Consider the following 20,857-nt stretch of genomic DNA (forward strand, 5'->3'; position numbering starts at 1 on the left):
AGCCCGCATTCTTCCGGGAGTTCCGATCCTGCTCGGCGATCACCCGTTGGGCCGGCCGCCTCTGGCATCGTCCCACGTGGAACAAGAAGCGGAGCCGCCGAGCCACGGCATCCGTGGCAACGGTCACGGACAGCAGCGGTCAGGACCGCGAGGTCGACGATGAGCGCGACTCGAAGATCTGCACCCAGGAGCCGACGCCCGGCTACCCGCCCGACGGTGGCGTCATCCGCCTGGGCGCCGTATTGACAGGCGAGGACTGCTGACGACCGAACGCCGGCGGTCGCCCTTGACGCCCGGACTCCCGTCGCGCCGTCCAGAGCGAAGCGAGTTCCGCGGCCAACCCGCCCGGACATCGGTGAGACAGCCCGCAAGAGCCACGCGGGGGGACGCCGCACGGGCCTCTTCGATCGTCACACCCCGGTCACCGTGCGTGGTCGTCTCCAAGTCCCGGCCCCACCGACCAAGATCAGTCGTAGGTAGGCTCCCGGAGATGACGACATCACTTGCCGGCAGTGCATTCGACTCGCTCCGCCTCGACGCCGTGCCCGACCGGGAAGCGCTGCGCCGAGTCTACGAACTCCCCGGCGCCGCGGCCTCGCGCAAGCAGATGAACGAACTCACCGAGCAGACGCGGCGGTTGATTGGCTGCTCATCACTGGTCCTGGTCGCCAGCGTGGACGCCGAGGGCAACTGCGACGTTTCGCCGCGCGGCGGCCCCGCCGGATTCGTCTCCGTGCTGGACGCACGAACGGTGGCGATACCGGACGCAACCGGCAACAAGCGACTGGACACCCTGCAGAACGTCATAGCCACCGGGCGGGCCGGTCTCCTGTTCGTCATACCCGGGCGAACCACCACCCTGCGGCTGAATGGCCGGGCCTGCGTCTCCACCCGCCCGGAGCTACTGGCGCAGCTGACCGCAGTGGGCAAGCCGCCGGCCAGCGCGCTGGTGCTGGGGATCGAGGAGGTCTACCCGCACTGCCCCAAGTCGTTGCTGCGCAGCGGGGCCTGGAAGCCGGAGCAGTGGCTGCCTGCGGATGCCCAGCCGACCTCGGCCGAGGTGACGCTGGCCCAGCTCCGGATGCCGGAGCTGACGATCGCCGACATCGAGCAGACGGAGGCGGACTCGTTGAAGTACCGGTACGAGTAACGGGGCGATCTCCGGGTGAACACGAGCCGGCCCCCGCCGCGTGGTGGTGCGGGAAGGCCGCGAAGGCCTCTGTCAGCGGCGCCGTGGATGATCGGGCGCATGACACATGGTTCCCGAGACGCCTTTCGCTCCCTCGGCTCGCAGCATCTTTCGCCCGACTCGTGGTGTTTGCGTGCTGTTCACGAGTGGGGATGACCAGGGACTCGCAAAGCGTTTGGAGATCGCTTCCCGCGAGGCGCGTGATCGCTTCCCACCCTGCTGGCGGCCGACCTCCTCCGCTGTCCGACGCAGGGGCGAGGATGTCCGGCATGACGAAGACCGGAACGGACCACGCGTGGTTCGAGAACGACTTTCCAGACATCGCCGAGGCATACTGTTTCACCTTGGTCCGGGGTCTGTCGCCGACTGAGCTGATGTCCCGGATAGTAGGACGACCGGCTGAGCCCTTGCGAGGGTTATCCGCAGTCGTCGACGCCGCCTTCGCGCAGTACGACCCAGAGGAGCAAGGCCGTCGGCTGATGGCCATGACTGCGGTGGGAGCCTGGACGCCGCTGATCGAGCCCAACGGCACCTCGGGGTCACAGAAGACCGAGCACTGTCGGCCTCCGCCGGAGCCAGCTGGGTCTCCCACTTCGTCAACGTCAACGTCAACGGCGTCGGCATGTTCCTCTGGGCAGAAGACCAGGTCCTGCGCCTGTCCTTCGACCCCATGTTCCCGGAGGGCCGATGGGGCACCGAACCCGACGGCCTCCTCGGCGTCGTGGAGCGGATAGGCTTCCATCTCGATGAGGAGACTCCGGAAACGGATCTGTCCTCCCCGGCAGCGTTCGCTCTGGCGGAACACCTGACCGGCATCGCCATCACTCCGGTGTTCGGCGTTGATAGCCGTGCACCTTCGCCGCCGGCGTGCGGCACACCGGACATGGCACCGCCACGTCCCGGGTCCGGTCCGAGGCCACCACCGCGTCGCTGCCGTCCCCCACGTCCTCGACGACCGGCGCCGAAAGTCCCGAAAACACTGTCCCTATTGGGGAGTTGATATCCACCACAAGATCATGATCAAGGGCGGCTACTCGGCGTCACCACCGACTACGGGCCAGAGTCGATCGTTCTACAGTCCCCTACCAAGGACAACTCGCCCTCGCGGCGTGTCCGCAGCCACCCACCCATCACTCAAGAAGCAACGCACCCCGGCCGTGATGCTGCGGGCGCCCGCTGACCCTCATTGGGGATCCGAAAGCCTCTCTGACCTGCTGTTCTAGCGCCTGCGTCCAGGGTGACATGTTTCCGATGACCCACCACGTAGAGTGCGTCGCGATCCTTGAACCGGCCGCAAAGGGCTCCTGACCTGCGGTTTTGTGCGTGCGCATTATGTGCGTTGTGGGCGTTACGGGCGATATCTTGACGCTGAAATGACGCTCGTGACGCTCATTTGACGCTCGTTCTGATGGGGTGTCAGGCCCGTTGTGTCGCTGTTCAGGCGCTTGATGGCCACTCTGTGGGGCGGGTTGGCCGCATGGGTCTGATCGACAGTGCGCTGCTACGGGCGGTGAGCGGGAACGTCCAGGCAACACTCTGCCGCCTCGAGCCGTACGATGCAGGCGGCACAGGTGCCCATCGGCTCCTGGGTAGACCTCTCTCACTAGCTGTTTCTCAACCGTCGGGCGTTCGATGACGTCCCGTACGGTGTCCTGGATCAGGTGACGGAGTCCGGGAGTGGGCATGGGAACGGGGCCCTGTTCATAGCGTGTCGGTTGTCTAAGCCAGCCACGCGAGGAACAAAGCCCCGTCATGCAGAACGCTACCGTCGTCCTGTCCGATCGTCCGTTGCCCGACCTGCGGTTCGCCGCGGAGTGTGACTGTCTCGCTCACTTGTACGGCAATGCCGGTGACCGGCCGCTGCGGGCCCGCGTCTACGCGACCGATCTGACGGACGAGGAATGGCAGATCGTCCGGCGGGTGATGCCTGTGCCGGGCTGGCTGTGTGGCCGCGGGGGCAACCCGGAGGGTTTCTGCCACCGCGAAATGATCGATGCGGTGCGGTACTTCGTCGACAACGGCATCAAGTGGAGGGCGATGCCGCCCGACTTCCCGCCCTGGTCGGCCGTCTACGCATTCCAGCATCGCTGGCACACGGACGAGCTCCTGGACGTGCTGCACGAGAGGCTGCGGGAGCAGGTACGCATCGTGGAAGGGCGGGACGATCCCGAGCCGAGTGCGGCGATCGTCGATTCCCAGTCCCTGCGCGGCGCCTCCACCCTGACCGGGGAGCGGCGCGGGTACGACGGGGCGAAGAATGTGTCGGGTTCCAAGCGTCACATCGCCGTGGACTGTCTGGGTCTGCTGCTGGTGGTGATGGTCACCGCCGCGGACCTGCAGGACCGCGACGCGGGTGTGGCCCTCCTGGAACGGGTGCGTTCCCTGTTCACGCGGGTGCGTCTGGTGTGGGCCGACAGCGGCTATGCGGGCGCCCTGGTGGATTGGGCCCTGCACGCCCTCGGCATGAAGGTCGAGGTGTCCCGCCGCGGCGACGACAGAGCCGGCTTCGTGGTGATCCCGAGACGTTGGGTGGTCGAGCGCACGTTCGCCTGGCTGGTGAACTGCCGTCGCCTGGTGCGTGATTACGAGCGCACCGCCGCCGCCCACGAGAGCTACGTGAAGTGGGCCATGGTCACCCTCATGACCCGCCGCCTGGCCGCCGCGGACCACGAGGCGGCCGCCGGACGGGCCCGGCGGGTGTGAGCGCCCGTCATCCTGCCGCGGTGAACTCCCGGCCGTCGGCGCTGGTCAGCCAGTCCCGCTGGACGAGCCGCTTGAGCTGACAGCGCACACCCTCCTGCCGACTGCGACCGGCCCCCTCACCGAACAATGCCTGGGCCACCTCCCGAGCCCGCACCGGTTCCTGCGCTTCCCTCACGAACTCGACGATCTTCGAGTAGAGGCCGGGCAGCCTGCTGGGATCGGAGTCCTCCTGCCGTTGCGGCACATACCGCGACTCACCTCCGGCTCCGGTTCCAGCGCCGGCACCTGCGCCGGCAGGGCTCCCTACCTCCGCGTCGGCCGGCGCCTCCCTGTTGTCGGACGGGCTGCAGGAAACAGCAGCCACACCGGCATCACCGCGCAGTTCCTGTTCGACCTCGTCCCAGATCTCGCTGCCGATACGCCAGCGGGCGATCTCCCTGTCCACCTGGGCCGCTTCCTCCTCCAGAGCGGTGATCCGCTGCCGGAGCTCGACGGCACGGGCTTCGAAGGCGCGCAGTCGGCGCGTCATGACAGCGGCGGGCGTGGGCACAGCAGAACCTCCGGGCTCGGCAACGAAGACACCACCACCCTGCACACCCGCCCACGAAGATCACAAACCGCAAACATGCAGCTCAGACACCTGATCGGTTGAGAAACAGCTAGTCACAGATAGCTGGCATCGGAAGGGTGACAGGCGTATGGCGGCAAACGCCGAGCACCTGAAAGCTCTCGTGCGAGCGCACGCCGAAGCCAACGACGACCTCTTCTATAGCGTCGCCCTGCAGGTGGCGGCAAAGTCCGCTCGCCAGGGGCAGGGGAAGTTCGCTGTAGAACTGCGTGAGCTGGTTGAGAGCGCGCAGCAGAAGCAGAGCAGAGCCGGCAGCCGGAATGCCGCAACCCCGGTCGTGCAGCCCCGCGGCGAGCTCACCAGCCTTCTGACAGCGGGCTACCCAGACACCCAACTTGACGACATGACCCTGGACGCGGGGCTACGAGCGTCTCTGGACCGCGTGCTGCACGAGCAGCGTCAGCGCGCCCGGCTGGAGCGTTTCGGCTTCACTCCAGTGCACCGCATCCTGCTGTCCGGCCCTCCAGGAACCGGAAAGAGCATGACCGCCGCAGCATTGGCCGGCGAGCTCAAGCTGCCGTTGTTCACCATCCGCCTGGACGGGCTGATCAGCCGGTTTATGGGCGAGACCGCAGCAAAACTGCGCCTGGTTTTCGACGCGGTCGCGCAGACCCGCGCTGTCTACTTGTTCGACGAATTCGATGCCCTCGGCGCCGAGCGAGCGGCAGGCAACGACGTCGGCGAGGCCCGCAGGATCCTGAACTCGTTCCTGCTGTTCCTGGACGAGGCTCCTTCCGAGAGCCTGGTCGTCGCCGGCACCAACCACCACCAGCTTCTGGACCGGGCGCTCTTCCGCCGCTTCGACATGATCGCCACGTACGGCGCCCCCACGCCCGAGCAAGCCGTGGAGGTCATGCGCCGACGGCTAGCCGGGATGGATACAGGCACAGTACGGTGGGACGCCGTGACAGACAGTGCATCCGGTCTGAGCCATGCCGAGCTGGTCAAAGCGGCGGAAGCGGCAGCCAAGCGGGCCATCCTGGCCGGCCGAGACGTAGTGGACGAGCAGCTGCTGCTGGAAGCGCTGAGCGAGCGGCACGCCTCCCACCATGCCTGAGCCCGCAAGAGCGACTCCGCACTTGGTGGTGCCCTGGCGGGCCGCCACACTGACCCCGCGCTCCGAACCCTCTGGCGGAGGCGGACCTGACCTAGCCCAACGCGAAGACCGTCACGGGCACGCTGCTGCGCTGGTGGACGGTCTTGAGAAGGCCGAACGCGAGTCGGCCCAGCTCATCCATGAGACCCCCGACGCGTTCCAACCTGACGGTTTCGCCGTGCGGATCGAAGCAGCGCGTGACCATCCGCTGTCGCTGGAGCGTCTCGACGGCTCGGGCCTGACCCTCATGAGCAGCCATCCGCAGACCGACGACGGTCCGCAGGATGCGCTGGTCTGGGTCCCATTCGACAAGGTCACCTCGTTCACGCAGCGGATCCGTGCCTTCACCGAGGACACCGACGGGGGCAACCCAAAGCAGGCCCCTTTGGGGACTGTTCTTGAGTTCGCTCAGGAGTGGTTCACGAGATCCCGTCCGATCTAGTCGATTGGGCGGGATCTTGCGGTTTTCGGGGGCGGTTCGGAGGTCGGCCGGGGCTGAGGGGCGGTTCCGGGGCCTGCGGATGGGGCCTTCCGGGGGTGACCGATGCCGTGGAGCGCACGGTGGTGCGGCTGCGGGACCGGGAACGTCTCGTGGCGGTGGTTGGTGTGGCTGTTCACTTGCGGATCATCGTGGTGTGCCGGGTGGGAGGCGTCCGATCGGCCGGGCCGCGGAACGGTCCGGTGGGGTGAGCGGAAGCTCTTCGTAGGCGGTGGCGGGCAGGTGCTCGCCTCGGGTGGTCTGGCAGAAGGCGTCCAAGATTGCCAGGTTCGCGATGGTGATCATGAGCGTGACGAGGAGGGTCTGGGCGACGCGGCCGTGGGCGAGCCGGTTCTTCGGTTCGGAGATGTCGACCTTGTGGCCCTTGAGGATTCCGTTGATCCCCTCGTTCTGAGCCCTGACGACCTTGAAGGTGTCGCGCCAGGTGTCGGTGAGGTAGGGCAGGTCCTGGCGGAACTTGTCCATGGTGCCCAGGTCGCCGGGGTGGATCGTGATCGAGTGCTGGCGGCAGATGTCCGGCGGGGAACCGGCCGCGTGGGGCGGGATGGTCACGGTGGGGCGGGCCGCCGGGTGCGCCTGTGTCTGTCGTGGGTCGGTGAGATCGATGGTGCGTGGCGGAGTGCGGGCGGGTGGTCTGCGCGGGCAGTTGACGGTGGGCGAGGTGCCGGTGGCGGGGCAGGCGAGCCGGATGGCCCCGCCCTCGTCGGGGCCCTGTTTGAGGTGGAGGAAGTACGGCTTGCGGTTGTTGATCTGTGTCTTGGTGAGGTCATCCGGCCGGCGGGCGGTTTTGTCGTCGAGCCGGTGGGTGGCGTTCGCGAGTGCGGGTGGGACGTGGGGGCAGGTGAGGGTGCCGTCGATCATGACGGCGCCGCGGTGGCTGCCCTGGATGCCGCGCTGGTCCTGCTTGTAGTCCAGGGCGAGCCGGTAGCCCAGCTTGCGGGCGGGCAGGGCGAAGGTCTCGGGGCGGGCGTCGGTGTAGAGGCGGTCGACGGCGAGTGTCCCGGCAGGGAGTTGGAGCCTGGTCAGGGGTGTGAGCAGGGTGATCGCGTTAGGGCCGGTGCGGACACCGGGGTAGTCGACGACCAGGCCGAGCGCGATCTGCGCGTCGCGCCCCGAGTGGGGGCGGGAGGCGGCCGCGAGAGCGAGGTGCCCGCTGAGGCCGAAGGTGGGTTCGTTGGAGCCGCCGGAAAAGTGCCAGCCCGCGGTGAGGTCGACGGAGGCCAGGTTGCGTTTGGTGCTGGGCGGCTTGTGCCAGGAGGCCAGGGCGGTGGCGTCGATGCCGACGTCGCCTCGCCAGTGCTTCAGTGCCCCGCAGCGTCGGGCGATCCGGATCGTGTTGGTGATCAGGGCGGTGCAGATCTGCTGCAGCACGGCCCTCTTACGCATGTGTTCGGGATCATTGTCTTCCCAGGCGGCCGCGAAGGTGGCGGCCTCGTCCAGAGGCAGGCGGCGGCGTCGGTCGCAGCGGGCCACATCCAGTGCGGTGGTGACGCGGTCGAAGGCCCGGTAGACGCGGCGGGAGAGGGCCAGCCGGGCCCGGGGGCCGGCGGTTTCGCCGGGCTTGATGCCGAGGCGGCCTTGGGCGGTGGGCGAGAGGCTGAAGGTGAGGATGCGCCAGGCTTCGGCCAGGGTGGCCTTGCCGGTGTAGTGGACGGACAGCAGCAGTCCGGTCAGCACGGTCCGGGGCGCAAGGCCGGCAGGGCCGGGCCGCCCGGACAGTTCGCCGTTGATCAGGTCGAGGGCGCCGGAGCCATCCAGCAGCGCGGCCAGCTGGAAGACCTTCGAGTCCGGGATGCGGGCCGGGGCGTCGGTCACCGGCCGCGGACGGCTGGAGCGGCCGGCCGGATGGTCCGGCGGCGGGGCCCTCACTGCTGGCCTCGCAGCAGGCGGGCCGTCTCGCGGTCGCTGAGCGGGGGCACGAAGTGCTGGTAGCGGGCGAGGGAGGCGGTCGAGGCGAGCCCGGCCGCGGCCGCGATCACTCCGGGGTCGATGCGGCGGCGCATCAGGGAGACGATCCAAGAAGCCCGCAGGCGGCGGGCGTTCAGCTTCGGCAGGGGTGTTGCGGGCCGGTGCTGGTGGGTGAAGGAGGCGATCAGGTTGTCCGGCGGCGGGTCCTTGTGGCCGGGGCGGAACAGGAAGTCGTCCCCGGCCTGTCCCGCGAGCTCGGCGAGGATCTCTTCCCAGCCGGCGTGGGCCACCAGGAGCCGTCCGAGCACCGCGGCGTCGAGTACGCAGGCGCCGGAGCGGGTGCGGCGGATGTCCGTCCCGCGCAGTCGGGCGATTTCTCCCGGTGCGAGTCCCATCCCGTCCGCGAGCGCCATCAGGGCCAGCGCATCCGACCGCGCCCGGGGGCGCAGCTGCCGGGCCCAGGACCGCAAGGCGGCGATCTCTTCGTCCTCATAGGGCGCCGCGGGCGCCGGCGGAGCGGACAACTTCAGCCCCTCCTGCCCGCCATCGTCGAAGACCAGTACCTCTCTCACGCGCCGCAGCCAGGTGCGGTAGGTGCGCAGGGTGCCAGGCTTCAGGCCCGCGCAGCCGGTCAGCACGAACGCGTCGATCGTCTCGTTCTTCAGCCAGGCGGCCGGCTCACGGGCAACCCCCCGCCCCTCTGCCCAGACGGCCAGCCGGGCGACAACGTGCAGCAGGTCCACAACCGAGTAAGGGACACGCTCGACGGTCGCGGTAACCACCGCCTTCACCAGCGGCCCCACCTCAACCCAGCAGGCGGGAGCCTCCCGCGGGGTGTACGCGTCGATGACCGAAGACGTCGCCAGGTCCAGTGCCATGAACCACGAGTAGCGGCAGGACAACCTGCCGCCCAAGTCGCGTACGACATCAACAGACAGGAGCGTGGAAGCATGGTCGGAGGCAGCGCGCGCTCCCGCGCGCCCAGGGAATGCACCCAAGATCCGGAAGCCTGGCCCCACGCGGTCGTCGACGACGTCGCCGCAGCAGTCGTCCAGACCATCGCCCGCCGCCTCGCCGACGCTCTGCGCGAACGCGGTCTGAGCCGCCGCGGTGCCGCTGACCTGCTGGGGGTCAACCGGCAGACCATCGCCGACGTGATCGAGGGCCGCTGCTGGCCCGATGTCGCCACGATCGCCCGCCTGGAGACGGGCCTGAACACCCCGCTGTGGCCCCCGCTTGCGCGCCGGTAGGTGTGCAGACATGCCGCCAAAGCCCTCCCGGCCCGGCCAACAGACTGCAATTCCCGCAGGCCAGAGCCCAGTTACGGCCCGGCGAACCCAACACGGCGCAACAGCACTAACCTGTCGGACGCGCGAGCCTCTTCTTCATGGTCCAGGGCGCTCACGCAACCCCAGGCGCCGCCGGGACGGCCATCCCGACGGCGCCGCCTCACACGTCCCCGCCCGCAGCCTCCACGACCGCACCCGCCGACGCCGGATCCCCGACCCCGGGCGCGATCGCGAACAGCCCCACCTGGTCCTCGGTCAGCCAGCCCTGCTTGACCAGCCGTTTCAGCCTCACCCGCATCCCCTCCACCGGCCGGTGCTCCGTTCCCGCGCCGACCGCCTCGCAGATTTCCCTCGACCGCAGCGGCCGCCCCGCCGACGCCAGCGCGAGCACCACGTCCTCACTCACCCCGGCCAGCACCTCGCCGTCCCCCCGCGTCACCGGCGCCGAGACCACGGCCTGCGGCCTCCTGGCCGCGGCCACCGCCACCGGCGGCAGCCCGGCCGCCGGCTCCCCACCGCCGGCGTCGTCCTCGGCCAGCAGTTCGGCCACCGCCTCCTCGGCAACCGCCCACCGCGACAGCTCCGCTTCCTCGGCGGCGAGCTCCTTCTCCAGCGCGGCGATCCGCGAGCGCAGGTCCTCCACCCTCGCCCGCGACCGTGACGCCCTCGCCCTCAGCCTCTCCAGCAGCGATGCCATCAGCCGCCCCCTTCACCCCAAGGCCGACGCCCGCCAACTCGCAGACAAGGGAGCCAAGTTGGCGGCACTCCCCTCACACTGTAGGAGGTGATCATGGAGTGGGGCAGGCCGGACCCACACATCCCGCGCCCGTGATCACCGGCTCCATACTTCTCGGATGGACACACCAAGGGCTTCCTGGCGCAACACCACGCACGACTGGGCGAGCACCGTCGACCTCGACCACCTTGAACACATCCGCCAAAACCCCGCCGTATTCGCCCCCGGCGGCCTCCGGCACCTGGTTCTCGAAGTCATCGCCTATGCGGCGGACGAGGCCGAGTACAGCAACAGCGGACACTGCCGCATCACGCTCCACTCCGACGGCTCCGTAACCATCGCCGACGACGGACGGGGCACCGACACACGCCTCGACGAACACGGCCAGGCCGTGAAGAAGCCGGTCATGGCGACAAAGGACCTCCGCTTCTTCGACCACCCCGACACGCTCCCACTGCCCGACACCCACCCCCGCCGGGGCATGTCGGTCGTCGCCGCACTCAGCACGTGGCTCGTCCATACCAACCGCCGCCGCAACGGATCCTGGACCCAGCGATACGAACACGGCATCCCCACCACCGACCTGGAACCGATCACCGACGACGGCACGACCGGGACCGCCGTCCATTTCCTCCCCGACGAGCCCCTGCGTACGGCTCACGACTTGACGGCCGACGACCTGGCACGACTCACCGCGGCATGGCCACAGCTCTCCTCCAAAATCGACGACCGGCGCACGGCCTGAGTCATCCCCCACCGCGCGCAACCCCCTGCCGCCGGGCAACGATCTACCCCGCAACGGGCAACGATCTCTGCAACCCTTCCGAACCCCCTGATCAAGCCCACTCAAGAACAGCCCCCAGGTGGGCGAGGGTGATGGGCTGCCCGTCAGCGGCGTACCACGACTCGGTCAGCTCCAGCTCGCCTCGCTGCCGCGCGGCCTGGGCCCGCTCAGTCCACGCCTGCTGTTCGTCATCGGTCAGCGGGGCCTTGTGATGCTGGTGCTGGTTCTGATCGGCGAGGTCACTGGCGATGAAGCCGTGGTCCGCCCAGGCAGCGAGGTGGGGCCACAAGGCCGCATGCTGCGCGCGTTCGGCTGCCGAGCCGGGGGCGGCGGGCCGGTCGAGCGCCCGCCGGATCTCAGCGGCGGAGACGGCGAGACCGTCCAGCACGGCCCGCCACCCGGCCAGGTGTCGGGCGGGCGGCAGCTCGTCGAGCGCACGGCGGGCGGCATCGAGCAGTGCATCGGCGTACGGGGCGAGGTGCGTGGCGTACGCCTCCACGGCCGCCTTGTCCCGGAGGGCGCGCGCGGCTGCCGCGGCGCCTTCGTGGACGGTGCGGCCGTAACGGTCGCGGGTCATGTCGAGCGCGACCTCGGTCTCACGGGCGATGACGGACAGCCGTAGTCGGAAGTCGCGTGCGCGCGTTGCCAGGTCGGGTTCCACGGGCAGCGGGGCTTCGGGGGCCGGGTCGCTTCCGGGCGTCATCGGGATCGCCCGCTACCGGAGGCCGTCAGGTGGACGGTCGGTGCGTAGGTGGGCTTCGGCGGAATCGGCCGGGCCGACGGAGACGAGGTGGTGGGCGCCGTGCCGCGCTGTGTCGTGCGGCCGGCGGCGGCCTGCGCGAGACGGCTGCGGCGTTCCAGGAGCCCGTTCGGCAGAACGGGCCGCGGCGGGCTGGCCGAAGCGGCGGGGTCGAGAGCGATGTCGGCGTGCACGGCGTAGCCCTGGCGCCGCAGGTCGTGGACGGCCTGGCGGGTACGGCGAGGGCCGTCCCGTTCCGGCTCGCTGAGCCTGAACAGCCCGGGCTCGTCGGGGACGGGTTCGAACTCTTCGCGCAGCAGGAACCACTGGGCGAGGTGCGAAGGCATGAAGGAAGTGAAGGAAGCGACGAAGCCGTGTTCTTTGTGGGTGCCGAAGACGAAGTGGGTGCCGGGTTCCAAGAGGGCGGGCAACTCCTCACGAGGTCGGTGGTTGAGCAGGTCAGCGGCGGGGGGCCGGACGGGCCGCAGGCAGAGCGCGCAGCGGCGCGGACACCGCGAGGGCCGGGCGCCGGTGCGGTGCGCTCACGCGGGCCTGGCGCAGGAAGGCTTCTCCATCGGTGAGCCAGGTCTCGATGGCCGGCCACGCCCGCGCGCGGCGTTCCCGGGGTGGGAGAGGCCCGCTGTGGACCGCCGCCTCCAGCAGAACCTCGGCGTCGGCCACGGCATCGGCCAGGCGGGAGAGCGCGGCGGCGTCCTGTGGCCATGGGCTGCGGGCGGGCCGGCACCGGTCGAGCAGAGCCGGGGCGTGGTCCACGACGGTGAGGAAGCTGCGCCAGGCGTGGTCGAGGAAGTCCTCGGCCGCGGCGCCGAGGGCATTGACGCTGAGGGGGGTGGCGTCGCTGTAGTGGGCGGAGGCGGCCATGGCCTGCCAGGTGTCGCGCTCGGAGCGGATGTGCTGGAGCACGGTGGAGATGGCCGCGGTCCGGCGGGCATGGACGGCCTGCTCGTAGGAAGGGAGGTACCGGTCGGCGACGGCCTGGGCCGCACGTCCGGGGAAGGGCGGCAGGACTATGCTGCGCGGGGCGTGCGGATCGCCGTAGCCCTCCTCCAGCCCCTTCGGTGCGAAGGCGCCGACGAGGTAGTCGAGTTGGCAACCTGGGCGCTCGGTGAGCAACAGGGTGGTGCCGTGCACCATGTCGGTGAGCGTGGCGGCGTAGGGGATCCGCTCGGTCTGGAGGGCGCGGCCGAGTTCGCCGCTGTCCCATATCCAGGGAACGAGGTCCTCCTGCCAGAGGGGGTGGGAGTAGATCTCGACCGTCGCACTCCACTGGCCGGGCAGAAGGCGCGCGATGTCGCGAGCGGCGTCGCCGATGAAGCGCCGGCTGCTGGTGGACACGCTGGTGCGGTGCCGCTCGGCGCAGCTGATCAGGCCGGCCACCGTGGCGCGGGAGGCATCCGCGTCGTCGGCCGGAAGGCGGTAGACGCCTGCCTCGCCGCGGTGGAAGCCGGACTCCTCCAGCGCCGTGTGGGCCCAGGGGTACTGCACGCCGCCGGCGATGGCGACGATGCCGGCATCCCGGCTGTAGGCGAGGACGATGTGGGCGTCACCCACGGGCGAGGGCCTCGCGGCTACGAAGGGCGGCCCGCAGGCTGAGTCCGTAGCCGTGCGCGTGCTCGCGGGCCGCCGCCTCCAGCTGGTCGTACGACGCCTGCTGCGTCATCTGCCCCGGGTGCTTGCGGTACCGGTAGACCGGCAGGCGCAGCATGATCCCCGGGGCGAGGGCCGTGACGCCGACGGCCGCCATGTAGTCCTCGCCCTGGACGAGGCCGCCCATCGGGGCCGCTCGTACGAGGTCGGTGCGGGCGAGGATCGTGGTCGGCCCGATCGGGATCGTGTCCTGCGGCCGTGGCCAGTAGTTCATGACGTCGCCGGCCTCGTGTCGGCCTGGCGGCGTGGGGCAGCGCCACAGCGTGGTCGAGCCGTCGGGGTACAGGTCCTCACTCCAGCCGGCGCACCAGCCCACCCCGGTGGATTCGAGGGTGGACAGCCGTGCCGTCATGGCGTCGTCGGTGAACTCATCATCATCGTCGGCCCAGTTCAGGTACTTGGTGCGGACCTGGGTGAGGGCGAGGTTGCGGGCGCAGGCGGCGCCGACCGGGCGGGGCAGGGCGAGGGTACGGATGCGCGGGTCCGCCGCGAGAGGGGCGGGCAGACGGCTCGGGTCGGCGCCGTCGAGGGCGATCACTGCCTCCCACGGCACGGACTGCCGGGTCAGGCTGGCGTGCATGGCGGTCAGGTAATCGAGGCGGTCCTCGCGCAGGCGGCTGGCGATGACGACGGTGATCGGGGGCGTGGGCAGGGAAATCTCCGGGAAGCGCGGGCGGGAAGGGTCAGCGGCGGGCAGCGGTGCGGTGACCGACCGAAGGCGAGGTGGGGGCGGGACGGGCCGGTGGCGCGGTGGCCGGGGCGGGGGGCAGACCAGTGCGCCGGGTGGTTGCTGAACCGGGCGCGGGGGTCGGTGGCCCACGCGATGACGGGACCGGCAGCGGCGTGCAGCACGCTGATCACTTCGATCCCGTGGGGGCGAAGGATGTACCCCCACTGCACGTCCAGATCGGCGGCGGTCTTCTCGGTGACCGTCATGCGGACCGGCGGCGAGCCGTCGGGGGTGACCAGGTGGTCCAGGGTGCTGCTGGACCACTGTTCACCGCCGGTCAGCGCCGAGAGGATCTCGGGCGGGGCACCATCCAGGAGATCAGTGCCCAGCTCGTCCCATCCCACGGCGACGCCATCCACGAGATACCGCGCCATGGCCTCGACGTCACGGCCGAACCGGTACCGGTGTGCGGCGAGGAGGATGGGCAGTTTCTCGCTCGGCTGGCCGTCGAGATGGATGTATATGCCGGTGTAACCGGTCTCGGTGGGGCGGGCGATGAAGGAACCGGTCGACAGGAGGGGCCTCCAGGGCGTTTCAGGATCACCGGCTGGGTGCAGGGCCGGCGGGCGGAACGTGCGGCGGGGTCGGGGGGAGGGCCGTCGAGGCCCGAGCCGGGCCCCGCGGCGGGAAGTTCGGCGTCGGCGCCGGGTCGTACGCAGCGCGCAGAGTCCTGAGATCGGCCTCGTCCGCGATGGCCGCCACGGACAGGCCGCGGCTGGCCGCCTCCATCAGGAGCTTGGGCGGCGAGCCCTTCACCGCGCCGCGGTGCCGGCCGCGCCACTGGGCGGTGGCGAAGAGGTAGTCGCTCACCGCCCGGAGTGCGGGTTCGGCGGCATCCAGAAGATGCTGGGTGACGGCGCTGACCTCGGCAGGGGTCTGGGCCGCGGCGAGCGCGGCCAGGTAGGGGGCGAGGTCAGGGCTGGGCAGGGGCTTGTCCGGCAGCGGATGCTCCGCGAGGAACGCTTCGGAGTCGCGCCGCGCCCACCGGAGCAGATCACCGCGGGTGGCGATGCCGTAGCGGGCGGCGGCGATCTGGTCGGCGTCGCGGCCGACGTTGTCGTACAGCTCGAAGTCGGGGTCTTGGGGCACGGGTCCTTCTAGACGGAGGTGCTGGAGCCAGCGGCCTTGGCGTCGGTGCGTCGGCAGCCGTAGCCCAGGAGGCTGGGCGGCTCCGGCGTGCTCGGGACGGCGGCGATGTCGGAGCAAGTGAACGTGTAGGTGAAGGCAGGGCTGGGGCTGGTGCCGAGCCACGCGCGGTCCTGCTTCTCCGGCACGATCCCCAGGCCCGGGGCGGTCACCGCGTCGTGCTGGGTGTGGGTGTGGGAGAAGATCACGAGTGCGCCCGAGGTGGTCTTCAGCGCGTACGCGTCGGCGAACTGCGGGTCGGCGGCGGCGAAGCGGGTGGTGCCGCGCGGGCCGAACTTCCGGGTCGTCTCGTCGTGGACCTTGATCTGCCGCTGGGAGGCTGTCGACGGGTTGAAGACCTTCTTCCCGGTCGTCTCGCCTCCGGTGGCGAAGTTGTCGGTCACGGCGGAGCGGAGCACGCCGACCGGCGCGGCCAGGGATTGCGAGGCGGCGTCGACCGCGGTGGCGTACCCGTCGTTGTCGAGCACGATCTGCGGGAGCTGCTTCGGATCGTCTATGTCGACGGTGGCGACCATCTCCCACTGCTGCTTGGACTTCGTGCTCTCCGCCAGGATCAGGACGCGGGCGTACTGCTGCTGGCTGCCGGCCCGGGTGACGGCGGCGAACCACCGCTGCTGTCCGTCCTTCAGGCGCGGGATGTAGAGGTCGGTGGCGGCCAGGTCGTACGACCACGGTCGGTACGGCTCACGATCGGCCTGGGGCAGGGCCTCGTCTTGCTTGATGTCGGCCAGCGACATCGCGTATCGGGGTCCGCCCTCGACGGTGTCGAGAAGAGCGCGGTCCTGGCTCTGGCGAGCGAGGTTGTTGGTCTTCGAGTAGTGGGTGAGAGCTTCGCGCGCCTGCGCCTGGGTGATCGAGGGGACCGGCGTCGGCTTCGGCGCAGTGCTGGCTGTGGGGGGCTGCTTGGACTCGGTGGTGTCGCTGTCGTTGGTGCAGCCGGTCATGGCCAAGGAGGCAGCGACGGCACAGGCGATCAGCGGCAGGGCGTTGCGGGTGATGCGGATGGGGGCTCCAGTGGTGCTCAGGGCGGACAGGCCGACGCGTGCGGTGGACGTGGCTGCCGGTGTGGCGGGATGAGGGACGAGGCGCGGTCACCGACGCAGTGCCGACCACGTCGGGTGCACCGGCCCGCAGCGCGGCGAGGTAGCCGGGCGTCAGCGTCTCTGCCGAGGCTGTGCTGACGGGAGGGCGGGCAGGCGCGGCGTACGGGGCGGGGCCGCTGCAGGCCGGCGTGCCGGTGGAGTGGTGTTCAGCGCCCGCATTCGGTCCTCGGCAACGTGCAAAACTTCCCCGAGGTTCCGGATCTCGGCCGCGGCGTCGGCGAGGTCGTACGACAAGTCGAAGCCGTCGTCCTGCTCGGCTTCCTTGGCCTTCTCCCCGGCGGCTTCGAAGAACTCGCCGAGCCGCTCCAGCAGGCCGTCGGTCGGATCCAGGATCTGGTGCAGCATGGCGGCTGCCTCCGCATGCGACTCGGTCCCGTTGAGCCGGTCGGTGAGAGCGAGGAGGGCGTCGCCGTAGACGTACGCGGAGGTGCGGCCCAGGCGGGGGGAGAGGTCCGGAGACTCCTGTGCGCGGGGCTGTGAGGCTGTGGACACGAGCGGGCCTTCCGTGGACGAACGAGGAACGGGCAGCAGCCCGAGCTGGGTGAGCCGCTGGTCGATGGCCTCGACCACGTGCTTGGCGCTTCCGCCGTCACGTGCTTCGGGCCGCTCAGGGGCACCAGGGCCGGTCGATGGGGTGGAGTCGTAGATCACCTCGAACACGGCGTGGTCATCGGGGTGTTGGCGGGTCACGATCCAGCCCTCGGGGTCCCCGGGTGGACGGTTGGAGGAGGGCTCCTGCGGCGGGCCGATGATCAGGTAGCTGCCGTCGGTGAGCGCGACGTGCACGATGTACGCGCTGAGTCCGAACTCGATGTCGCACTCCAGCCCGCGCTGCCGAAGGGGCGTGGTGATGTGCGCGTGGCGACGCCACAGCTCCTGCCACCAGACGGTGTTCACGTTGCCGTGGTCAGGCAGTGGAGCGAGCGAAGCCGTGACAGGCGTACGGCGGGTGCCCAGGGAGTCCTTGCCGTCAGCGTCGCGAGGTATCAACTCGCCCGGGATGTTGGGATCCATGAGCCTCTCAATGCATGCGGGCGTCGGTGTCGAAGAGCGCCAGCTCGTGGCTGTGTAGGAGGTGCTGCACGATGAAAGATCGTCCGGCGACCTTCCACAGGCCACGCCCTCGGTTGAGGTGGGCAATGGCGTCCATCTCGACGGAGGTCAGGCCGAGCAGGGAGGCCGCGGCGTGGAGCTGGTCGGTCTCCTGGCGGTAGATGATGCGGGTGCTGCAGTCGGCGAGGAGGCCCTCGGCCAGGGCGCGGCCCTGGGATCCGGCGTCGCCGGCGGTGAGCAGGTCGCTGAGCCTATGGATGACCATGAGGTTGGCGATGCCGAGGCCGCGGCTCAGCTTCCACTGGGCCTGCATGCGCTGCAGCAGGCCGGCGTGCCTCATCAGGCGCCACGCCTCGTCGTACACGATCCAGCGTCGGCCGCCGTTCGGGTCGGAGAGGGCGGACTCCATCCAGGCGGAGGCGCACGTCATCGCCAGGACCAGCGCCGTGTCGTCGCCCGAGCCGCCGAGTCGGGACAGGTCGATGGTGAGCATCGGTGCGCTGGGATCGAAAGCGACGGTGGAGGGGGCGTCGAACATGCCGGCCAAGTCGCCGTGGACCAGGCGGCGCATGGCGTGGGCCAGGTCACGGGCCGCGTCGCCGAGTTGCCCCGACACCATCCCGGCGGCCTCGTCGAGCGCGCCGGAGTTGTTGAGGGTGGCGGCGACGTCACCGAGGAGCGGGGTGGTCTTGGTGTCGGCGGCGCGGGTGACGACGGCGTCGAGGGCGATGTCCAGGGCCGTGTGCTCCATGGGCATCAGGTCCCGGCCCAGGACCGTACGGGCCAGGGAGCCGAGCAGGAGAAGGCGCCGTTTGCGGATCTCGCCGACCCAGTCGACCTCCGTGACGCCCGCCGGGCGCGGGGCCGCGTCCAGCGGGTTCAACCTGCCGGGCAGTTCGGGACCGAGAGCTACGGATCGGCCGCCGAGGGCTTCCGCCACTGGCGTCCACTCGCCCTTCGGGTCGCATGGAACGTAGACGCGGTACCCGAAGGCGACCGACCGCAACGCGAAGGACTTCGCCAGGGCGCTCTTGCCCTGGCCGATGACGCCGGCGAGCAGGATGTTGGGGTTGGTGAAGCCCTCGACCTTGCCGTACAGCGCGAAGGGGTCGAAGACGAACGACGCCTCGGCGTGCACATCGCGGCCGATGTAGATGCCCTCGGCGCCGAGGCCGCCCTCGGCGAGGAAGGGGTACGCGCCGGCGGCCACGGCGGTGGTCATGCGGTGTGCGGGAAGCTTGAGCCGGTTCTTGCGGGCGGAGGCAGGGCCGGGGCGTCCGCTCGGGGGGTAGAGGGCCGCGGGTGTCTCGTGCTCGGCGTTTGGGCTGTCTGCCGTGTGGGCGCTGGCTTCGGCGCGGGCCTTGGCGGTGGCCTCGGCGAGCTGGCGGCGGGCGGCCTTGCGGCTGGCCCGGTCGGTTCCGTGGGGAGTGAACAGCGGAGACGCGGAGGCGCGGCGGGCGCGGCGAGCGGGCCGGTGGCTCATCGGGGGCCCTCGATTCTGCGGGTGCTCATTGCACGCAGGCCGTGGTGTGCGTACGGAGGTCGGTGGGGGTGGTCTTGCGCCGGATGATGTGTCCGGCGGTGAGGTGGCGTTGGCAGATGGTCAGCACGGGCGGCCCCTCGGGCAGTCGTTCCGGATGGCACGCGCTCGCCTCGGCGCCTTCTGCCGCTGCGTTGATGGGCAGCAGGTGGAAGGCCGAGTGGATCTCGGTGGTGGCCTGCCACATGCGGGTGTGCGCGGTTGCGAGGTGGCGGCCGGCGGCGGGGTGCGGTGGCCGTGTGGACTCGGCGAGCCGGTCGAGGAGCTGGTGCAGGGCGGTGAGGTGGGCGTGCAGCACGTCAAGGTGCAGGCGGTCCACCGGCGCGGGCGAGGTGGCGTCCTGCCGTGCCAGAGCACGGGTGTGGTGGCGGACTCCGGCGCTCGCGGCACGGAGGTAGGGGTGCGCGTCTTGTGGACGCGTGGGAGGGGTCAAAGGTGGTGGTCCTTCCTGCCGAAAGGCAGGGGCGGCAGGCAGCGGTTGCTCTGCCGCGGTGTGATCGAGAAGGGACGGTTCAGGATTCTGACCATCGGGCACCGCTCGCTGCTGGCGAGAAAGTGGGGCCAGGTCACAGGGCTGTGCGGGCGAGCGGCAGCGCGGTGAGGGTGAAGGCGTCGGGCTGCTGGTAATTGAGCCGTCGCAGGTCAACGCCCGAGGTGACGGCGCTGGTCTCGATCTGCGCGCAGGCCGCGTCGAGGAGGGCGTCGGTCTCGGCCGTGACGGTGACCAGGCCGGTCAGGGCCACGTCTGCGTGCCCGGCGATGAGCTGGCGCTCTCGCATCTTGACGTCGGCGTACTCGACGGAGTCTTCCTCGCTGTCGACCTGCCCCCGGCGGGCTCGCTCGTTCGCGTCGGCGATGATCGCGGCCTTTTTCCGCTGGACGTCCCGCAGCGCAGACTCGAGCCCCTGGGGCGCGTATATAAGGGACAGGCTGCGCCGCACTCCGGCCGTGAACATGATCCCGTGCAGGAAGCCCGCGCCCATTTCGGTCCTCGGCCAGTTCTCCACCCAGTACGTGGCGTGGCGGGCGGAGTCGGTGGCCAGCCGGTCGTACTCCTCGACCTGGACGACGGGCCCGGCGGCTGCGGGGTCCGCCTCGGCGCGGCCGGTCTCGGACCACTGCTGGAGCGCGGCGAGGGCCTTGGGGTCGTAGGCGGTGCGGATGACGGCGGCGATCTCCCGCGCGGTCAGCCAGCCGGTGACCATGAGTCCGGCGTTCCGGGCGGCCTGGGCGATGGACGCGGTGGTCTGCTCCATGACGGTGAACGCGCCCGGCAGCCCGCCGCCGGCCTGGCTGATCAGGCGCTTGGCGGCCTTCAGGTCGAGGGAGATGGCGAGGTAGGTCTCGTGCGGGGCGGCGGCGGGGCCGGCCGAGGCGACGAGTTCGGAGTAGATCTGTCCGGCGACCGGGGTCTGGGGCTGCCCGTTCTGGGTCCAGTGGCGGGTGAGGGTGTCGCCGCTGTCGGGGACGGTGCGCTCCAGGACCTGCACGGTGGCGATGTGCCCGCTCCGCGCGATGCCCGCCAGGGCCCGTCCCCAGCTGGCCACGTTGTGGTTCTGGGTGGCGGGGTCGAGGAGGGCGAAGGCACGGCTGCTGACGCGGGCGATGGCGGTCAGGGTCTGCCGGTGCGGGTCGTGCACGGCCGCGGCGCCGTTGGCCGAGTCGCCCGGGGTGACCACCTTGAGGGAGGCGGCGGTGCCGGGCAGATGAAGGACGCCTTCCTGCCGCGGCCGGGTGACGGGCCGGGCGAGCCAGAGCGTCTGGCCGGAACGCCGGCGCTGGGCGAAGCGCGTGACGATCGGTGCCCAGTCGACCAGGGAGCGGCCGTGCCGTCGGATCGCGACGAGAGCACCCGACGCGGCCCATAGCGGGGTCAGGACGACGGCGCCGAGCAGCCCGGTGGAGAGCACCGTCATCAACAGCAGTGCGAGCGTGCACGACACGAGGACGAGTTGAGGGAGGGAGAGGCCGAGGAGGATGCCGCGACGGGACCGGTGCGGGAATTTCACCGTGACCGGGGCGACGGAAAGGTCAGTCATGGGGCGG

23 protein-coding genes and 2 pseudogenes are annotated in these 20,857 nt (G+C 70.4%); 9 read left to right on the forward strand and 16 right to left on the reverse strand.

Annotated features, from left to right (window positions below):
• Positions 1–113 precede the first annotated feature (113 nt).
• The 3 genes and pseudogenes from DDQ41_RS31450 to DDQ41_RS32090 all read left to right on the forward strand — a co-directional run.
• Positions 114–263 (forward strand): hypothetical protein, encoded by a 150-nt coding sequence (locus DDQ41_RS31450; protein WP_162602726.1) that lies wholly within the window; start codon positions 114–116, stop codon positions 261–263.
• A 227-nt stretch (positions 264–490) separates the two neighbouring features.
• The gene (locus DDQ41_RS24850; RefSeq protein ID WP_109296473.1) at positions 491–1,150 is read left to right on the forward strand and encodes an MSMEG_1061 family FMN-dependent PPOX-type flavoprotein; all 660 of its coding nucleotides are present in this window, start codon (positions 491–493) and stop codon (positions 1,148–1,150) included.
• A 308-nt stretch (positions 1,151–1,458) separates the two neighbouring features.
• A pseudogene (locus DDQ41_RS32090) lies at positions 1,459–1,964 on the forward strand (DUF6461 domain-containing protein); the annotation flags it as partial.
• A 46-nt stretch (positions 1,965–2,010) separates the two neighbouring features.
• Here DDQ41_RS32090 and DDQ41_RS24860 read toward each other — a convergent pair.
• Entirely contained in the window at positions 2,011–2,199 is a 189-nt protein-coding gene (locus DDQ41_RS24860; RefSeq protein ID WP_174720322.1) for a hypothetical protein, read from the reverse strand.
• Positions 2,200–2,941: 742 nt separating this feature from the next.
• Here DDQ41_RS24860 and DDQ41_RS24865 point away from each other — a divergent pair.
• The gene (locus DDQ41_RS24865) at positions 2,942–3,892 is read left to right on the forward strand and encodes an IS5 family transposase (protein ID WP_109294922.1); all 951 of its coding nucleotides are present in this window, start codon (positions 2,942–2,944) and stop codon (positions 3,890–3,892) included.
• Between the two features lie 7 nt (positions 3,893–3,899).
• On the opposite strand, the gene DDQ41_RS24870 is transcribed toward DDQ41_RS24865, so the two are convergent.
• Positions 3,900–4,442: a hypothetical protein gene (locus DDQ41_RS24870; protein ID WP_109294923.1), complete on the reverse strand. Its 543-nt coding sequence runs from the start codon at positions 4,440–4,442 to the stop codon at positions 3,900–3,902.
• Positions 4,443–4,590: 148 nt separating this feature from the next.
• Between DDQ41_RS24870 and DDQ41_RS24875 the strand changes: the two genes are divergently transcribed.
• Both DDQ41_RS24875 and DDQ41_RS24880 read left to right on the forward strand, forming a co-directional pair.
• A complete protein-coding gene (locus DDQ41_RS24875) occupies positions 4,591–5,577 on the forward strand; it encodes an AAA family ATPase (protein ID WP_109296474.1) in 987 nt (328 codons plus the stop codon).
• A 133-nt stretch (positions 5,578–5,710) separates the two neighbouring features.
• Positions 5,711–6,058 (forward strand): hypothetical protein, encoded by a 348-nt coding sequence (locus tag DDQ41_RS24880; protein WP_109296475.1) that lies wholly within the window; start codon positions 5,711–5,713, stop codon positions 6,056–6,058.
• Between the two features lie 183 nt (positions 6,059–6,241).
• On the opposite strand, the gene DDQ41_RS24885 is transcribed toward DDQ41_RS24880, so the two are convergent.
• Positions 6,242–7,930 (reverse strand): hypothetical protein, encoded by a 1,689-nt coding sequence (locus tag DDQ41_RS24885; RefSeq protein ID WP_109293617.1) that lies wholly within the window; start codon positions 7,928–7,930, stop codon positions 6,242–6,244.
• Between the two features lie 50 nt (positions 7,931–7,980).
• Positions 7,981–8,901 carry a hypothetical protein gene (locus DDQ41_RS24890; RefSeq protein WP_109293616.1) on the reverse strand — a complete coding sequence of 307 codons (921 nt, stop codon included), beginning with the start codon at positions 8,899–8,901 and terminating at the stop codon, positions 7,981–7,983.
• Positions 8,902–8,973: 72 nt separating this feature from the next.
• On the opposite strand from DDQ41_RS24890, the gene DDQ41_RS24895 reads away from it, so the two are divergent.
• Positions 8,974–9,273 carry a helix-turn-helix transcriptional regulator gene (locus DDQ41_RS24895; RefSeq protein ID WP_109293615.1) on the forward strand — a complete coding sequence of 100 codons (300 nt, stop codon included), beginning with the start codon at positions 8,974–8,976 and terminating at the stop codon, positions 9,271–9,273.
• 199 nt (positions 9,274–9,472) lie between these two features.
• On the opposite strand, the gene DDQ41_RS24900 is transcribed toward DDQ41_RS24895, so the two are convergent.
• Positions 9,473–10,009 (reverse strand): hypothetical protein, encoded by a 537-nt coding sequence (locus tag DDQ41_RS24900; RefSeq protein WP_162602623.1) that lies wholly within the window; start codon positions 10,007–10,009, stop codon positions 9,473–9,475.
• Between the two features lie 157 nt (positions 10,010–10,166).
• On the opposite strand from DDQ41_RS24900, the gene DDQ41_RS24905 reads away from it, so the two are divergent.
• Entirely contained in the window at positions 10,167–10,793 is a 627-nt protein-coding gene (locus DDQ41_RS24905; protein ID WP_109293613.1) for a DNA topoisomerase subunit B, read from the forward strand.
• Positions 10,794–10,908: 115 nt separating this feature from the next.
• Here DDQ41_RS24905 and DDQ41_RS24910 read toward each other — a convergent pair.
• The 7 genes and pseudogenes from DDQ41_RS24910 to DDQ41_RS24940 all read right to left on the reverse strand — a co-directional run.
• Positions 10,909–11,535: pseudogene (locus DDQ41_RS24910) on the reverse strand (hypothetical protein); the annotation flags it as partial.
• Positions 11,532–11,990 (reverse strand): hypothetical protein, encoded by a 459-nt coding sequence (locus DDQ41_RS24915; RefSeq protein WP_109296476.1) that lies wholly within the window; start codon positions 11,988–11,990, stop codon positions 11,532–11,534. The pseudogene DDQ41_RS24910 and the gene DDQ41_RS24915, both read right to left, overlap by 4 nt.
• 40 nt (positions 11,991–12,030) lie before the next feature.
• Complete coding sequence (locus tag DDQ41_RS24920) at positions 12,031–13,143, reverse strand: hypothetical protein (RefSeq protein WP_109296477.1); 1,113 nt, start codon at positions 13,141–13,143, stop codon at positions 12,031–12,033.
• On the reverse strand, positions 13,136–13,819 hold the full coding sequence (locus DDQ41_RS24925; protein ID WP_262508556.1) for a glycosyltransferase family 2 protein: 684 nt from the start codon (positions 13,817–13,819) through the stop codon (positions 13,136–13,138). Before DDQ41_RS24925 ends, DDQ41_RS24920 begins: the two co-directional genes overlap by 8 nt.
• A gap of 5 nt (positions 13,820–13,824) precedes the next feature.
• Positions 13,825–14,343 (reverse strand): hypothetical protein, encoded by a 519-nt coding sequence (locus tag DDQ41_RS31935; RefSeq protein WP_174720240.1) that lies wholly within the window; start codon positions 14,341–14,343, stop codon positions 13,825–13,827.
• Positions 14,344–14,509: 166 nt separating this feature from the next.
• Positions 14,510–15,058 (reverse strand): hypothetical protein, encoded by a 549-nt coding sequence (locus DDQ41_RS24935; RefSeq protein WP_109296478.1) that lies wholly within the window; start codon positions 15,056–15,058, stop codon positions 14,510–14,512.
• Positions 15,059–15,066: 8 nt separating this feature from the next.
• Positions 15,067–16,059, reverse strand: a complete 993-nt coding sequence (locus tag DDQ41_RS24940; protein WP_262508557.1) for a hypothetical protein — start codon at positions 16,057–16,059, stop codon at positions 15,067–15,069.
• Between DDQ41_RS24940 and DDQ41_RS32660 the strand changes: the two genes are divergently transcribed.
• Positions 16,058–16,192 carry a hypothetical protein gene (locus tag DDQ41_RS32660; RefSeq protein ID WP_262508558.1) on the forward strand — a complete coding sequence of 45 codons (135 nt, stop codon included), beginning with the start codon at positions 16,058–16,060 and terminating at the stop codon, positions 16,190–16,192. The two genes, DDQ41_RS24940 and DDQ41_RS32660, sit on opposite strands and share 2 nt — an antisense overlap.
• Before the next feature lie 77 nt (positions 16,193–16,269).
• Here the strand turns inward: DDQ41_RS32660 and DDQ41_RS24945 are convergent, their stop codons facing one another.
• From DDQ41_RS24945 to DDQ41_RS24960, 4 genes are all read right to left on the reverse strand, one after another.
• Entirely contained in the window at positions 16,270–17,232 is a 963-nt protein-coding gene (locus DDQ41_RS24945; RefSeq protein WP_262508559.1) for a hypothetical protein, read from the reverse strand.
• Between the two features lie 7 nt (positions 17,233–17,239).
• The gene (locus tag DDQ41_RS24950; protein WP_109296479.1) at positions 17,240–18,754 is read right to left on the reverse strand and encodes a VirB4 family type IV secretion system protein; all 1,515 of its coding nucleotides are present in this window, start codon (positions 18,752–18,754) and stop codon (positions 17,240–17,242) included.
• Between the two features lie 25 nt (positions 18,755–18,779).
• Positions 18,780–19,244 (reverse strand): DUF6238 family protein, encoded by a 465-nt coding sequence (locus tag DDQ41_RS24955; protein ID WP_109296480.1) that lies wholly within the window; start codon positions 19,242–19,244, stop codon positions 18,780–18,782.
• Positions 19,245–19,377: 133 nt separating this feature from the next.
• The gene (locus DDQ41_RS24960) at positions 19,378–20,850 is read right to left on the reverse strand and encodes an SCO6880 family protein (protein WP_109296481.1); all 1,473 of its coding nucleotides are present in this window, start codon (positions 20,848–20,850) and stop codon (positions 19,378–19,380) included.
• Between the last annotated feature and the right edge of the window lie 7 nt (positions 20,851–20,857).

It is taken from the genome of Streptomyces spongiicola (assembly GCF_003122365.1).
Lineage (GTDB): Bacteria > Actinomycetota > Actinomycetes > Streptomycetales > Streptomycetaceae > Streptomyces > Streptomyces spongiicola.

Excerpts from the sequence above, each read along its gene's own strand:
- DDQ41_RS24850 (WP_109296473.1), top strand. The coding sequence starts at position 491 with ATGACGACATCACTTGCCGGCAGTGCATTCGACTCGCTCCGCCTCGAC.
- DDQ41_RS24865 (WP_109294922.1), top strand. The coding sequence starts at position 2,942 with ATGCAGAACGCTACCGTCGTCCTGTCCGATCGTCCGTTGCCCGACCTG.
- DDQ41_RS24875 (WP_109296474.1), top strand. The coding sequence starts at position 4,591 with ATGGCGGCAAACGCCGAGCACCTGAAAGCTCTCGTGCGAGCGCACGCC.
- DDQ41_RS24890 (WP_109293616.1), bottom strand. The coding sequence starts at position 8,901 with ATGGCACTGGACCTGGCGACGTCTTCGGTCATCGACGCGTACACCCCG.
- DDQ41_RS24895 (WP_109293615.1), top strand. The coding sequence starts at position 8,974 with ATGGTCGGAGGCAGCGCGCGCTCCCGCGCGCCCAGGGAATGCACCCAA.
- DDQ41_RS24900 (WP_162602623.1), bottom strand. The coding sequence starts at position 10,009 with ATGGCATCGCTGCTGGAGAGGCTGAGGGCGAGGGCGTCACGGTCGCGG.
- DDQ41_RS24905 (WP_109293613.1), top strand. The coding sequence starts at position 10,167 with ATGGACACACCAAGGGCTTCCTGGCGCAACACCACGCACGACTGGGCG.
- DDQ41_RS24925 (WP_262508556.1), bottom strand. The coding sequence starts at position 13,819 with ATGCACGCCAGCCTGACCCGGCAGTCCGTGCCGTGGGAGGCAGTGATC.
- DDQ41_RS31935 (WP_174720240.1), bottom strand. The coding sequence starts at position 14,343 with ATGGCGCGGTATCTCGTGGATGGCGTCGCCGTGGGATGGGACGAGCTG.
- DDQ41_RS32660 (WP_262508558.1), top strand. The coding sequence starts at position 16,058 with ATGGCCAAGGAGGCAGCGACGGCACAGGCGATCAGCGGCAGGGCGTTG.
- DDQ41_RS24940 (WP_262508557.1), bottom strand. The coding sequence starts at position 16,059 with ATGACCGGCTGCACCAACGACAGCGACACCACCGAGTCCAAGCAGCCC.
- DDQ41_RS24945 (WP_262508559.1), bottom strand. The coding sequence starts at position 17,232 with ATGGATCCCAACATCCCGGGCGAGTTGATACCTCGCGACGCTGACGGC.
- DDQ41_RS24950 (WP_109296479.1), bottom strand. The coding sequence starts at position 18,754 with ATGAGCCACCGGCCCGCTCGCCGCGCCCGCCGCGCCTCCGCGTCTCCG.
- DDQ41_RS24960 (WP_109296481.1), bottom strand. The coding sequence starts at position 20,850 with ATGACTGACCTTTCCGTCGCCCCGGTCACGGTGAAATTCCCGCACCGG.